Source organism: Pseudomonas qingdaonensis (assembly GCF_018398475.1).
GTDB lineage: Bacteria > Pseudomonadota > Gammaproteobacteria > Pseudomonadales > Pseudomonadaceae > Aquipseudomonas > Aquipseudomonas palmensis.
In genome coordinates this window covers 3,743,368-3,756,967 of sequence record NZ_CP074676.1, presented here as the reverse complement: position 1 = coordinate 3,756,967, position 13,600 = coordinate 3,743,368, and the positions used below count along the sequence as shown (strand labels likewise).

Genomic DNA, 13,600 nt, shown 5'->3' with positions numbered 1-13,600 from the left:
ATCCCTTCAGTGACGGGTGGTCTGTTGAGTGGCGTAGAACTCGCGCATGAGCATGTCGGCGCGGATGTTCAACGGCGCCTCGAGGAACAGGTTCAACAGGTCGTGCAAGGTGGCCGGTGCACCCTCCAGATAACGTCGGATCGAGTGACCGTCATGGGCCCGTACCGGGTCGTGGCGCAGCACCACATCCTTGAGGCGCAGCAATTTGCGTCCCTTGCCTTCCTTGTAGAACGCCCAGCTGGCCTGATCGTAGCGGTGCTGTGCAGCCACGCCGCCGTGAAGCTGCGCGATGGTCGCGGTGTTGGCGCAGGCCTTGGCCGGGATGTAGTCGTGCGTGGTGGTACCGGCCAGGCTGCGTATATCGTTGTAGGCGGTGATATCGATGACCGGCGTGCCTTGCAGGGTGGTGTCGATGTCGGTGGCGGAGCCGAACGAAATGGCCACCGCACGGTTGAATATTTCCTCCTGTTCCAGAACGGAGTAGCCCAGGCGCTGCATGTCCTCGCGCATGGCATTGTCCAGTTGCTGCAATGTGGCGGCGCCAGAGCTGTGGGCACAGAAGTGCAGGCGCTGAAGGTCTTCGATGCCCTGGAAGGAAAGCCGGGTGGCGGGGCGTCCGGCGTGGTCCAGTGGCAACCCGTTGTCATCGCGGGCCACCAAGCCATCGGGGCAGAACCTGAGGGCGTTGGGTTGCGCAATGATGCGGGGCAGTATCACCTGCTCATAGATCAGGCGTGCCGAGTGGCTGACGACCTGGCTGTGCCACTGCGTGCCGAGGATGAACCGGTTGTGCAGCATGGCCGATTCGATGATCGGGTTGTCCTGGGCATCAAGGCCCGAATGCACAATGCCCAGCAGCGCCACCGACGATTGCCCGATGCCTTGCAGGAAACTCGAGAAGGTCGAAGCCAGGCCCTTGCCCAAGGCAATGCCTTGCGGGTAATTGGTGGTGGGTGTGCTGGGCAGTACGGCCCATTGGTAGTGGCGTATAGGGTTGGGCAGGGCAGTTGCGTGCACATCCTGCACGTCCTGCGCCTGCACGTGGTAAAGCCGCGTGCCGTGTGCCTTGCGTTCGGCAGACGAATCGCCGCGCAGGCGCGAGGTCAGTTGGTGAATGCCTTCGAACAGCAGGGCCATGGTCATGCTGTAGTCGGGGTCGGTGCGCAGTACAGTGTTGACCACCAGGGTTCTGCTGCTGTTGTAGCGACACGGTAGCGACGCCAGGTATTCAAGAAAGCGCAGGTCCTGGCCCTTGTACTGGTGCGGTACGATTCGATAGCTGTCGCGGGGCAGTTGGTCCTGCGTCGCCAGGGTGTCCAGAGCCTGGTCCCAGGCAAGGTTCGTCACGCCGTGTTCGTCGTTCAATTCACGAATGAAGTTGAGCGCCTGCACGGCATACAGGCGCTTGCCGAACTGGTTCAGCGGCAGGCGGTAACGGTCACGCTCTTCGATGAAGTAGCGCACGTACAGGCCGCTGTCGAAAATGGTCTCGATCGCCACCTCGGCCAGGCGTTCTGCGCTGACGGGTGCCTGCCCGGCCAGGGTTTCGGCGAGGCGTGCCGATACATGTCCGATGAACGCCGCCTCACGTTCCAGGTAGCGCTGCTGCAGGGGTTGGAGCGCATCGAGCAGTGCCCGGGCGATGGGGCGTGGCGCCGTGGGGGGGCCTTCCAGTTCCAGGCTTTTCAGCGTTGCCGCTGCCTCGCGAAACAGTCTCACCTGGTCCAGCGGCATGTTCAGCCGGTCGCGGGTCTGCTCGGCGTCTTGCAGGCTCACGCCCAGTGCTTCGAGCCGCTTGCGCACGTAGCGCACCTGATCGGCGGTGGTGGCCTTGCGCGAGCCGCCGGGCGCCAGCGTATCCGGTACATGCAACGCATCTTCCAGGCCGACTCGTACACCGTCCAGGCGCAGGCTCAGCGCCACCTCCGCCAGTATCCTCAGCATCGGCCCGGGTGCCAGGATTGAAATGACCGCGTCGGGCACTTCACGGCGGATGCGTTGCACAAACGGCTGCAAGCGCGACGACGCCAGTTCGATGGCGTGCGCCAGAGACGCCGGGGTGTCCTGCTTGATCAGCCCATAGACTGCTTCCCGGTCGGCTACCGGAATCAGCGAATCGTCGCTGACACTGCCGTCTTCGGCTCGGCGGAACTGATCCACGCCGGCGACCAGCATGAACAGTATCGGGTTGCCTGCCTGGGACAGCCCGCGCAGGTTCGGGCCGAGTGCATTATCAAGTATCGAACTGTTGAACACTTCAACTTCCGGGCGAATGGCGCAGGTGTTCAAGTGTTCAAGTTGCTGTTCAAGAAACTGGGGTGAGTTTTCATAACCGCCGCCGGCCTGGAATATAACCGGGCCGGGGCTGAATGAACTTACATCTGGCCCGCGTTTATTCAGGCCATAGTGATGCAAGTGCGCCCGGCGTATCGGACTTTCGAAGTTGCGACCGCCGCGTACACTGGTCGAGAGGTTGATGATGGCCGAAGGAATACGTTGATGCAGTGCCGGTACTATCTGGTTGTACTGGTCGACATCGATATGGTTTTGCTGGGCCCCCAGGTTGATGGTCTGCGTGTTGCCGGGGATCGACAGGGTGTGGCTGTCGGACAGGTCGCGGGTGTGCAGGTGAAGGATCGCCGCGCCTTCGGCGGCGGCGTGCACGCTGGCTTCGATAATGGCGTCCGGGGTAATGGGAAGGTACGGTGACGCGGCCCGCATGGGGTTCCAGTAACCGGCTGCGCAGACCTCCCAGCCCTGTGAAATCAAGGTTTCATAGGCTGCGGGGGAGTCGCTGCGCAGCGCTTCGACCAGGCTTGGCGGCAGGTAGCCCTGGTGCAGGGGATCATCCTGCACCAGCGCGCCGTCGTTATCCAGCTGCCAGCCGCTGCCGGTCAGAGTGAACACGATGTCCTGCTGGGTCTTCCTTGATTCGAGCCATTCGAGGGTTGTTGCACTGACAGCCACAAGCGCCCGGGTACCGGCGCCGGGGTTGACGCGGGTGCGCAGGCCGCCCGCCGCAACGCGTTTCCAACCTGCATTCAACAATACACTTTCAAGTGAGTCGTCCTGGGCGGCGAGTTCCGAGTTATCGAGAAACTTCGGCTCTTTCGGTGAGACGAAACGAGACACTGCACCCACCGGTGCGGCGGTGATAAACATGCGGGTCGACATAAACACTCCGTGTTCAACAGGTTCAATGTGCGTTGGGCCCTCCACGCACATGAATTAGATCCCACTGGCGCGCACTGCGTAACTACCTGATCGGGTAGTAATCGGTTTAACGTTTGGACGTATTTAAACTATTCAATCAACAGTTGGTTCTATCGACGATAGACGGCCACTTCGCCGACAGGGCCGGTGCCTGCGGGTTCATGTCACTGGTTGCCGCGCCGGGGGGCGCATGGTAGAACCCTTGCACCATTCATGAATCGAATCTACGCATGACCCTCAGTCTGAAACCGAATAGGTCTCTGTTCGACCTCGACCTGCTGCGCGCCATCGTGGTGGTGGCCGACTGCGGCAGTTTCACCACGGCGGCCACGCGCCTGCATTCCACCCAGTCGACCATCAGCCAGAAGGTCCGGCGCCTCGAGGAGATGGTCGGTCACCGCTTGCTCGAGCGCGGCAATCGCGAGGTGCTGCCCACCGACGCCGGCCAGACCCTGCTCGGCTATGCCCGCCACATGCTCGCCCTCAACGACCAGATGCTCGAAGCCCTGGCCGGCGCCACGGTCGGCGTGACCCTGCGCCTGGGCGTACCCGAAGACTTCGTTGGCGGGCGCACCACCAACGCGCTGTCGGCGTTCAACCGCAAGCACCCGCAGGTCAAGCTCGAAGTCACCAGCGGCCTGTGCCGCGACCTCAGCCAGAGCTACGACAACGGCGAGCTCGACCTGGTGCTGCTCAAGCAGCGGCGCAACGGTCGCGAAGGGGTGGCCAGCTGGCCGGAGCAATTGCGCTGGATCGACAGCGCGAACAACCCGGCCCTGGCGCTGGACCCGATCCCGCTGGTGACCTTTCCGCCACGCGGGCTGTACCGCGACGAAATCATCAGCGCAGTAGAGAGCCTGGGCCGGCGCTGGCGCATCGCGTTCACCAGCTCCAGCCTCAGCGGCATTCAGGCCGCCGTGGCCGACGGCATGGGCATCAGCCTGCTGCCGCCACGCGCCGTCACCGCCGAGCACCGGGTGCTCGGCGAGGCGGATGGCCTGCCGGTGATCGACAGCTACGAGATTCTGATTCTGCATCGCCAGACGGCCGACCCGATGGTACGAGCGCTGGCGGGCGTGTTGACCGGCCTGCTCGAAGCACAGGCGGTGTGAGCCTGCGGGTCACTTCCCCACAAAAAAGCCCGCCAGTCACGGCGGGCTTTCTGCATCGCTACCTGCTTAACGCTTTGGGTTCAGCGTCAGGTTCACGTTGCGGTTCACATCCTTGTACAGCAGGTAGCGGAACGGGCCAGGGCCACCCGAGTAGCAGGCCTGCGGGCAGAAGGCGCGCAGCCACATGAAGTCGCCGGCTTCCACTTCGACCCAGTCCTGGTTCAGGCGGTACACCGCCTTGCCTTCCAGCACGTACAGGCCGTGCTCCATCACGTGGGTTTCCGCGAACGGGATGGTGCCGCCCGGCTGGAAGGTCACGATGTTGACGTGCATGTCGTGGCGCATGTCGGCCATGTCGACGAAGCGGGTGGTGACCCAGGCGCCATCGGTGCCCGGCATCGGGATCGGGGTAACGTCCTGTTCGTTGGTGACGAACGCTTCCGGGTGCGCCAGGCCTTCGACTTCCTGGTAGTGCTTGCGGATCCAGTGGAAGGTCACGTTGGCCGCGCTGTTGTTGCGCAGGCTCCAGTCGGCGCCCGGCGGAATGAACGCGTAGCCGCCTGGCTTGAGGGTGTACGGCTTGCCTTGCAGGGTGATGTCGACTTCACCTTCGACCACGAACAGAACCGCCTCGGCGTTCTTGTCCTGCTCCGGGCGCTCGCTGCCGCCTTCAGGGGCAACTTCGACGATGTACTGCGAGAAGGTCTCGGCGAAACCCGACAGCGGGCGGGCGATGACCCACATGCGCATCTTGTCCCAGAAGGGCAGGTGGCTGGTGACGATGTCACGCATCACGCCCTTGGGGATCACCGCGTAGGCTTCGGTGAACATGGCACGGTCTGTCAGCAGCTCGGTCTGAGCCGGGTGCCCGCCGTGGGGGGCGAAGTAAGTGGTTCTGGACATGGACAGTCTCGATGTTTGTTGTTGTGTCCCCCGGGCCAGCCTGCGGCGGGCGGCCCCGTTCAGGGATTGCACCGCTACGTTATGACCATCTTTAGCTATCCACAAATTAAATGTTGAAATCCCTGCCATTCGATTTGTGAATGCGGCGTGCGCCGGGCCAGCACTGCGCTACAGGTGTGCGTCCTGTGTAGCGGGTGATGCAACACCTGTAGCGTTGATTGCAGCGCGGGCGGCATCGGTGCGGCGCGCGCAAAGCCGCGTGCCAGAGCGGTTTTGGCGGTTCATGTCACAGCTGGCATGGCGGTTGCGATGAGCTGATGGCGCAGCGCGAAGACTGCGCCACTAATAAGAACAGGACACTCCCATGAGACAGACTGGCCTCGCCTCGCTTCCCCTCAAATCCCTTGCCGTTGCCGTGCTGCTGAGCCTGGCGGGTACACCGGCGCTGGCTGCGGACATCCCGGCCAACGTCGATGGCGCGCGCATCATCGCCGCCGACAAGGAGCCCGGTAACTGGATGAGCACCGGGCGCACCTACGACGAACAGCGCTACAGCCCGCTCAAGCAGATCAGCGACCAGAACGTCGGCCAGCTGGGCCTGGCCTGGAGCTACAAGCTGGACCTGGACCGTGGCGTGGAAGCCACCCCCATCGTGGTCGACGGGGTGATGTACACCACCGGGCCGTTCTCGGTGGTGTACGCGCTGGATGCGCGCGACGGCAGGCTGATCTGGAAGTACGACCCGCAATCGGACCGCCACCGCGCCGGCGAAGCCTGTTGCGACGCGGTCAACCGTGGCGTGGCGGTGTGGAAGGGCAAGGTCTACGTGGGCGTGCTCGACGGGCGCCTGGAGGCCATCGACGCCAAGACCGGCCAGCGCGCCTGGTCGGTCGACACCCGCGCCGACCACAAGCGCAGCTACACCATCACCGGCGCCCCTCGGGTGGTCAACGGCAAGGTGGTGATCGGCAACGGCGGCGCCGAGTTCGGCGTGCGGGGCTATGTCACCGCCTACGACGCCGAAACCGGCAAGGAGGCGTGGCGCTTCTACACCGTGCCGGGCGACCCCAAGCTGCCGCCCGAGGGCAAGGGCATGGAGATCGCCGCCAAGACCTGGTTCGGCGATGCCTATGTGGAGCAGGGCGGTGGCGGCACCGCCTGGGACTCGTTCGCCTACGACCCGGAGCTGAACCTGCTGTACATCGGCGTGGGCAACGGCTCGCTGTGGGACCCCAAATGGCGTAGCCAGGCCAAGGGCGACAACCTGTTCCTGTCGTCCATCGTGGCGGTCAATGCCGACACCGGCGAATACGTGTGGCACTACCAGACCACCCCGGGCGATGCCTGGGACTACACCGCCACCCAGCACATGATCCTGGCCGAGCTGCCCATCGACGGCAAGCCGCGCAAGGTGCTGATGCAGGCGCCGAAAAACGGCTTCTTCTATGTGATCGACCGCGCCACCGGCGAGCTGCTGTCGGCCAAGGGCATCGTGCCGCAGAGCTGGACCAAGGGCATGGACATGAAGACCGGGCGGCCGATCCTGGACGAAGAGAACGCCGCCTACTGGAAGAACGGCAAGCGCAACCTGGTGACCCCGGCGTTCTGGGGCGCGCATGACTGGCAGCCGATGTCGTACAACCCCGACACCGGGCTGGTGTACATCCCGGCGCACATCATGTCGGCCTACTACGAGCACATCCCCGAGGCGCCCAAGCGCAACCCGTTCAAGAGCATGTACCAGCTGGGCCTGCGCACCGGGATGATGCCCGAAGGCGCCGAAGGCCTGCTGGAGATGGCCAAGAGCTGGTCGGGCAAGCTGATCGCCTGGGACCCGGTCAAGCAGCAGGCCGCCTGGGAAGTGCCCTACGTGACCATCTTCAACGGCGGCACCTTGAGTACTGCGGGCAACCTGGTGTTCGAGGGCAGCGCCGACGGGCGGGTGATCGCCTATGCCGCCGACACCGGCGAAAAACTCTGGGAGCAACCGGCTGCCAGCGGCGTGATGGCCGCGCCCGTCACCTATAGCGTGGATGGCGAGCAGTACGTGACCTTCATGGCCGGCTGGGGCGGCGCGTTCTCCACCTTTGCCGGGGCCCTGTCGCTGCGGGCCGGCGTGCAGCCGTACGCCCAGGTGCTGACCTACAAGCTGGGCGGCACCGCCAAGCTGCAAGAGCCGGCGCCACGCCCGGACACCCCCAAACCACCCGCGTTGAGCAACGACACCGCTTCGATCGAGGCGGGCGCCAAGCTGTACGACGGTTACTGCTCGCAGTGCCACGGTATCCACGCGGTCAGCGGCGGCGTGCTGCCCGACCTGCGCAAGCTCACCCCGGAAAAGCACCAGATGTTCCTCGGCATCCTCTTCGGTGGCCGCGTGCCGGATGGCATGCCGTCGTTCGCCGACGCCTTCACCCCCGAGCAGGTCGACCAGATCCACCAGTACCTGATCAAGCGCGCCCACGACCTTCATCAGGAAGGCGATACCTGGAAGCAGTTCAGCGCCAAGTCATCCCATTGAAAAGGAGCCATTGACCCATGAGTGACGTCATCTACCAGAACTACATCGCCAATGCGTTCGTCGACAGCGACGCGCAGATCGAGGTGCACAACCCGGCCAATGGACAACTGCTGGGGCGCGTGCCCCAGGCCAGTGACGCGCAGGTGGAGCAGGCCATTGCCGCCGCGCGCAAGGCCCAGAAGAGCTGGGCCACGCGCCCGGCCATCGAGCGCGCCGGCTACCTGCGCAAGATCGCCAGCAAGGTGCGCGACAACGCCGAGCGCCTGGCGCGCATCATCACCGCCGAGCAGGGCAAGGTGCTCGGCCTGGCCCTGGTCGAAGTCAACTTCACCGCCGACTACCTGGACTACATGGCCGAGTGGGCGCGACGCCTGGAAGGCGAGGTGCTCACCAGCGACCGCGCCGGTGAAAGCATCTTTCTGCTGCGCAAGCCGCTGGGTGTGGTGGCCGGGATTCTGCCGTGGAACTTCCCGTTCTTTCTGATCGCCCGCAAGATGGCGCCGGCCCTGCTCACGGGCAACACCATCGTGATCAAGCCCAGCGAAGAAACACCGATCAACTGCTTCGAGTTCGCCCGCCTGGTGGCCGAGACCGACCTGCCCAGCGGCGTGTTCAACGTGGTGTGCGGTACCGGGGCGACCGTGGGCCAGCGCCTGACCAGCCACGCCGGCATCGACCTGATCAGCTTCACCGGCAGCGTGGGCACCGGCTCGCGGATCATGGCCGCGGCGGCGCCGAACATCACCAAGCTCAACCTGGAGCTGGGCGGCAAGGCGCCGGCCATCGTGCTGGCTGATGCGGACCTGGAGCTGGCGGTCAAGTCGATCACCGCGTCGCGGGTGATCAACACCGGGCAGGTGTGCAACTGCGCCGAGCGGGTGTACGTGCAGCGCGAGGTGGCGGATGAGTTCACCGACAAACTGGCCAGCGCCATGGCCGCCACCCGTTATGGTGACCCGCTGGCCGAGGCGGACCTGGACATGGGCCCGCTGATCAACCAGGCCGCCCTGGACAAGGTCGGGCAGATGGTGCGCACCGCCACCGGGCAGGGCGCGCAGCTGGTGACCGGGGGCGCGGTGGCCGATCGCGGGCAGGGCTTCCACTACCAGCCGACGGTGCTGGCCGGCTGCTCGGCCGACATGGAGATCATGCGCAAGGAGATCTTCGGGCCGGTGTTGCCGATCCAGATCGTGGAGAGCCTGGACGAGGCGATTGCGCTGGCCAACGACAGTGAATACGGGCTGACTTCATCGCTGTACACGCGCAGCCTGAGTGCAGCGATGCATGCCAGCAACGCGCTGGATTTCGGCGAGACCTACATCAACCGCGAGAACTTCGAGGCCATGCAGGGCTTCCATGCCGGCACGCGCAAGTCGGGGATCGGTGGGGCCGATGGCAAGCATGGGTTGTATGAGTACACGCATACCCATGTGGTCTACATCCAGATCTGAGGCCCAGGTAGCCTGTTAGGGCCTCATCGCGGGTCAAGCCCGCTCCCACAGCCTGTGGGAGCGGGCTCGACCCGCGATGGGTTGCACAGCAACCCCTGCCATCACAACCGATCATTGGGCTGCACCACCCCGTACTTCTTCATCTGCCGATACAGCGTCGAGCGCGCCACCCCCAGTTCAGCCGCCACCGCACTGATGTTCCAGCGATGGCGCCGCAACCTTTGCAGCAACTCGCTGGCCGGGTCCTGGCTGTCGATGCGCAGCGGCTCGCCGCGCACCACCTGCACCACTTCCGCCGGCAGGCAATCCACGTCGATCACCCCGTCCTCGGCCAACGCCACCGCGTAGCGCAACGCATTGAGCAACTGACGAATGTTGCCCGGCCACGCATGGGCATGCAGGCACTGGCGGGCCTGTTCGGTCAGCCGCACGCCGCTGCTCTGCACCGCCAGTAACTGCTCGATCAACGCGCCCCGGTCACTGCGTTCGCGCAAGGCCGGCAACGCCAGGCTCATGCCGCCCAGGCGGTAGTAGAGGTCCTCGCGAAAGCGCTTGTCGCCAATCATCCCGTGCAGGTCCTGGTGGGTCGCCGACACCACCTGCACGTCCAGCGCCACCGGCGCCTGGGCGCCGATCGGGAAGATCTCGCGCTCGGCCAGCACCCGCAGCAAACGGGTTTGCAGGTGCGCCGGCATGTCGCCGATCTCGTCCAGAAACAGCGTGCCGCCGGCGGCCAGTTCCAGCTTGCCCTTCATGCCCTTCTTGTCGGCCCCGGTGAAGCTGCCGCCGCGGTAGCCGAACAGCTCGCTCTCGATCAGCGTCTCGGGAATCGCCGCGCAATTGAGCGCGATGAACGGCCCGGCGCGCCGCGCACTGGCCTGGTGGATGGCGCGGGCGAATGCCTCCTTGCCGGTGCCGGTCTCGCCGGTGATCAGTATCGGCAGGTCCTTGTCGAGCACCTTGCGCACCCGCTGCACCGCCTGTTGCAGGCGCGCATCGCCGCCGGCCAGCTGCTGCAGGTCGGGGTGGCTGCTGCGCACCGGCGGTCTGGCCGGGGCAGGGCGGTGGCGCTGCGACGGTATGCGCAGGCCCACATCCAGCAAGGCGTCGTCCTGCTGCCCGCGCAGGCGCACGCCGCGTGCACCGCCCTGGGTCAGGTGCAGCAGTTCATCCACCGAGGTTGGCAGCAGGCTGTCGATGCGCGCACCCAGCAGCGGCGCCGCATCGCGCTGGTGGGCAACGAAGGTGGCGCGGTTGGCGCCGATGATGCGGCCGTTGTCGTCCAGCGCCAGCAACTGCTCGTTGGCCAGGTCGGCTATGTCGTCGATGGGCTTGAGCGACAGGGTGAGGCGGTCGCGGTAGCACTCGCGAAAGTGCGCGTTCTCGATCAGCCGCGCATACAGGATCACCAGTTGCAGGGTCAGGTACTGCGCCTCCTTGGGCCCGTTGCTGTTCAGGCAGGTGGCGTTCAGGCAGCCGCGCAGCAGGCCCTGGGCGTCGAAGATCGGCGCCACCGAGCAGCTCAGGCGAAAGTTGGAGGCCAGAAAGTGCTCTTCGCGGTGGATGATCAGCGGCTGCGCGGCGGCCAGGGTGGTGCCGATGCCGTTGGTGCCGGCAATCGACTCGTCCCAGCGCGCGCCCACCACCAGCCCGGCCTGGGTATAGATGTGGCTGGCTTCGGGCAGGCGGGTGTCGAGGGTGATGCCGTGTTCGTCGCTGAGCAGCACCGCGAACCCGGCCGGCACCACGCGCCTGGCCAGGCCGCTGACGCCCTGGCTGGCGATGGCCAGGTATTGCTGGTGCTGCTGTTGATGCTGGCGGATGGCGTCGGCGCCCAGCACGTGGGTACGCCCGGCGGCGCCGGGGTCGAGGCGATGCTCGACCACGCTGCGGTACCAGGACTGCGCAATGACAGGGTCGGGGCGGATGCCGCGCTCGGGGAAGTGATCGTCGACGAAGGCCGCAAGATCGCTCGGGCTGGTCTGGGTATGCTGCATGCTGGGCTCCCATCGACCGTGGCGCGCGCAGGGGCGGCTCACCGTCATCTTGTTGTCTCGGGCCAGGGGCGGGCACCGATCTGTGCCTACCTTAGTCGCTGTGTCGGGAATTTTCAGCTATTGATGCAGCCCTGGCCTAGAAAAGCATCCCCAGCAGAATCGCCTTCACCGTCGCCTCGGCCTTGTTGCTGGCCTGCAGCTTGCGCATGGCGTTGACCAGGTGGAACTTCACCGTGCGGCTGTCGATGGTGAGGATGATGCTGATCTCGCTGTAGGTCTTGCCCACGGCGGTCCATTTGAGCACTTCTTTCTCCCGTGCGGTCAGGGCCTTCTGGGCCTCGGGCAGGTGGGTCTGGGCAAAGAAGCCGGTCATGGCACTGTGCGCCAGTTGCGACAGCCAGATGAGCTTGGCTTCCTTGGCGTCCAGTTCCAGTGTGGAGATCGGGTCATCCGGGCGGGACAGGGACAGCAGGCCGATGGTGCCGTAGTCGCCCTGCACCGACAGGCACCAGCCGTGGTCCAGGCTGTAGTGCCGCGCCTCTTCCCAGAATGCCTGCTGGTGCTGCTGTTGCGCGGCGGCCCACTGCAGGGGCGTGGTGCGGGTCAGCCCGTGGGCCACCGTCGGGTCGCAGGAAAAATAGTCCTCGGCCACGTACCTGGCTTCCCAGGCGCTGGGGTAGTTGGAGCGCAGGATGAACTGCGGGGCGGCGATCGGCAGCGGATTCTTCAGCCCATAGGAACAGAACTCGAAGTCCAGCTCGCGGGTAAGTCGGGTCAGCTCGCTGAACAGCTCGCCTTCGTTGCGGCACCCCGTCACCACGGCAATGAAGTGCTCGCGCCAGTCATTCACGCAATGTGCCTTTCATGGGTGGAATGTGCTCGGCCAATGGAGAGTGCAAACAGGCCGGAATTATACCGTACGGTACAGTTTTCGCGGAAAACTTCTGTAGCAAATGGCCATCAGTGCGCTGGCATTTCAGGTTTTTCCTACGAATAAACCTGCCCTTTCGGGCAGCTATATAGGCTCCGGAGGGTTTGTTGTACTCCCAGCTCTTTGAGTTGGGGCGTTTTCATGTTCACTGCTGTAACCGGGACCATCAAAGACTTTCCGCGCACCATGGCGAGCGCACTGGCCGAGTACCGCTACCAGGTGTTTGTAAGGGAGCTGGGCTGGCCATTGCAGTGTCCCGAGGGTCAGGAGTGGGATGAGTTCGACCGCCCCGATACGCTGTATGTGCTGGCATGCGACAAGCAACAGAGTATTTTCGGTTGTGCCCGCCTGATCCCCACCCATCGCCCGTACTTGCTGGCAGAAGTGTTTCCGCACCTGGTTGGCGATGCGCCGCTCCCCTATCAGCAGGACATATGGGAGCTCTCGCGCTTCGCCATGAGTTCGCCCAAAGGCCAATACCTGTCGGCTGAACAGGCTTGGCAGAATACCGTGGCGATGGTCGGCAAGGTGATCGATGTGGCCCGTGCCCAGGGGGCGCGCAGGCTGATTGCCTTTACTGCAATGGGTAACGAGCGGTTGCTCAAGCGCATGGGCGTGACCACGCGAAGAATCGCGCGTCCGCAGATGATTGACGACAAGCCGGTGCTGGCCTTCTGGATCGAAATCGATGACCAGACGACCCGCGCACTGCAACTGGCAGCGTGACGGGTGAACATGTCGAGGGAAGGTGGTAAAGCAATGATTGCGTGTGTGCGTTGGCTGTTGGTCGTGCTGTTCGTGGTGGTGACGTTTCCGTTCCTGTGCCTGGTGCTGTTGCTCAACCCGCGCAAGCAGGACAACCTCTACCTGGCCTGCAAGGTCTACAGGGCCATCAACTGGATCTTTGGCGTGCGTGTCGAGGTCGGTGGTTTCGACGCCATCGCGCCCGACCGCTCCTACATCTATGTGGCCAACCACCAGAGCAACCACGATGCATTTGTCGTGGCCCAGGCGCTGCGCCCAGGCACGGTGATCGTGGGCAAGCAGTCGTTGCGCTGGCTGCCGTTGGCCGGGCAGCTGTACTGGCTGACCGGCAGCCTGTTCATCGACCGCAGCAACCCGCGCGCGTCGATCACCAGCCTGCGGCGCATCGCCACCCGCGTGGCCGACAGCAAGACATCGCTCTGGATCTTCCCCGAGGGCACGCGCAACACCGGGCAGGGCGTGCTGCCGTTCAAGACCGGTGCATTTCGCATCGCCAAGGAAATGGGCATCGGCATCATCCCCGTGACCATCAGCCCGGCGGTGCGCCGGATTCGCCACAACGCCCTGGGCTGCACCGATGTGAGTATCGTGGCGCACCGGCCCATCGAGGCCGACCTGGTGGCCAGCATGGATGCCAAGCAGCTGGCGTCGTATACGCGGGAAGTGGTCAACAATGGGTTGCCCATCGTGTAGTTGCCGGGGCCTTC

At 64.6% G+C, this 13,600-nt stretch carries 9 protein-coding genes; 5 read left to right on the top strand and 4 right to left on the bottom strand.

What is annotated here, in order from left to right:
- Window positions 1–6 precede the first annotated feature (6 nt).
- Window positions 7–3,162: a 3-keto-5-aminohexanoate cleavage protein gene (locus KH389_RS17035; RefSeq protein ID WP_338053212.1), complete on the bottom strand. Its 3,156-nt coding sequence runs from the start codon at window positions 3,160–3,162 to the stop codon at window positions 7–9.
- A gap of 281 nt (window positions 3,163–3,443) precedes the next feature.
- On the opposite strand from KH389_RS17035, the gene KH389_RS17030 reads away from it, so the two are divergent.
- Window positions 3,444–4,325 (top strand): LysR substrate-binding domain-containing protein, encoded by an 882-nt coding sequence (locus KH389_RS17030; protein ID WP_213605852.1) that lies wholly within the window; start codon window positions 3,444–3,446, stop codon window positions 4,323–4,325.
- A 66-nt stretch (window positions 4,326–4,391) separates the two neighbouring features.
- Here KH389_RS17030 and KH389_RS17025 read toward each other — a convergent pair whose 3' ends face one another.
- A complete protein-coding gene (locus tag KH389_RS17025) occupies window positions 4,392–5,228 on the bottom strand; it encodes a bifunctional allantoicase/(S)-ureidoglycine aminohydrolase (RefSeq protein WP_043861160.1) in 837 nt (278 codons plus the stop codon).
- A 364-nt stretch (window positions 5,229–5,592) separates the two neighbouring features.
- Here KH389_RS17025 and KH389_RS17020 point away from each other — a divergent pair, with 364 nt between their 5' ends.
- Window positions 5,593–7,749: a PQQ-dependent dehydrogenase, methanol/ethanol family gene (locus KH389_RS17020; RefSeq protein ID WP_054915158.1), complete on the top strand. Its 2,157-nt coding sequence runs from the start codon at window positions 5,593–5,595 to the stop codon at window positions 7,747–7,749.
- Window positions 7,750–7,766: 17 nt separating this feature from the next.
- On the top strand, window positions 7,767–9,200 hold the full coding sequence (aldA, locus tag KH389_RS17015) for an aldehyde dehydrogenase (RefSeq protein ID WP_043861161.1): 1,434 nt from the start codon (window positions 7,767–7,769) through the stop codon (window positions 9,198–9,200).
- A gap of 101 nt (window positions 9,201–9,301) precedes the next feature.
- Here the strand turns inward: aldA and KH389_RS17010 are convergent, their stop codons facing one another.
- Together KH389_RS17010 and KH389_RS17005 are read right to left on the bottom strand one after the other, a co-directional pair.
- Window positions 9,302–11,197: a sigma-54-dependent Fis family transcriptional regulator gene (locus KH389_RS17010; RefSeq protein ID WP_213605851.1), complete on the bottom strand. Its 1,896-nt coding sequence runs from the start codon at window positions 11,195–11,197 to the stop codon at window positions 9,302–9,304.
- 136 nt (window positions 11,198–11,333) lie between these two features.
- Complete coding sequence (locus tag KH389_RS17005; RefSeq protein ID WP_043861163.1) at window positions 11,334–12,047, bottom strand: LuxR family transcriptional regulator; 714 nt, start codon at window positions 12,045–12,047, stop codon at window positions 11,334–11,336.
- A gap of 222 nt (window positions 12,048–12,269) precedes the next feature.
- On the opposite strand from KH389_RS17005, the gene KH389_RS17000 reads away from it, so the two are divergent.
- Together KH389_RS17000 and KH389_RS16995 are read left to right on the top strand one after the other, a co-directional pair.
- Complete coding sequence (locus KH389_RS17000; protein ID WP_213605850.1) at window positions 12,270–12,854, top strand: acyl-homoserine-lactone synthase; 585 nt, start codon at window positions 12,270–12,272, stop codon at window positions 12,852–12,854.
- Window positions 12,855–12,899: 45 nt separating this feature from the next.
- Window positions 12,900–13,586 carry a lysophospholipid acyltransferase family protein gene (locus KH389_RS16995; protein ID WP_210015277.1) on the top strand — a complete coding sequence of 229 codons (687 nt, stop codon included), beginning with the start codon at window positions 12,900–12,902 and terminating at the stop codon, window positions 13,584–13,586.
- Window positions 13,587–13,600 lie beyond the last annotated feature (14 nt).